Origin of the sequence: Sulfitobacter sp. HI0040 (genome assembly GCF_001634885.1) — a bacterium.
Classification (GTDB): Bacteria; Pseudomonadota; Alphaproteobacteria; order Rhodobacterales; family Rhodobacteraceae; genus Sulfitobacter.
In genome coordinates, this window is the sequence record NZ_LWEX01000460.1 from 1 (window position 1) to 536 (window position 536).

Annotated in this window: 1 pseudogene; it reads right to left on the reverse strand. The window is 57.3% G+C overall.

Annotation, left to right across the window (positions count from 1 at the left end):
* Positions 1-450: pseudogene (locus tag A3728_RS18995) on the reverse strand (IS5 family transposase); the annotation flags it as partial.
* Between the last annotated feature and the right edge of the window lie 86 nt (positions 451-536).

Below are 536 nucleotides of genomic sequence, written 5' to 3' on the forward strand. Positions count from 1 at the left end.
AGTCACTGACTTGTCCAGCGGTCACGAACAGGTTCAGCGGCCGTCCTTGGCTGTCGCAGATGGCGTGAAGCTTGGTATTCATACCGCCCTTGGTGCGCCCGATCAGGCGTCCACGCCCCCTTTTTTGACGCCCAAACTGGTCGCCGTTCGATGCGCCTTCAGATAGGTGGCGTCGATCATGACCGTCGTCTGCTCGCCGTGATCAGCGGCCAAGCCGACCATCATCTGGGCAAAGATGCCTTTATCGCTCCAGCGCTTCCAACGGTTGTAGAGCGTTTTGTGCGGGCCATATTCCCTCGGCGCATCTCGCCATCGTAAGCCATTGCGATTGAAGAAGATAATCCCGCTCAGGACGCGCTTGTCATCGACGCGAGGCTTGCCATGGGATTTGGGGAAGAAAGGCTCAAGACGCGCCATCTGCGAATCCGTCAGCCAGAAAAGATCAGACATGTTCACCGCTAGGTTTTCGAACCGTGAATCACGCTCCTAAGCGGAAATCAATGGGTCCTGACCCTAGGCACGGGTCCGAAGTCTCG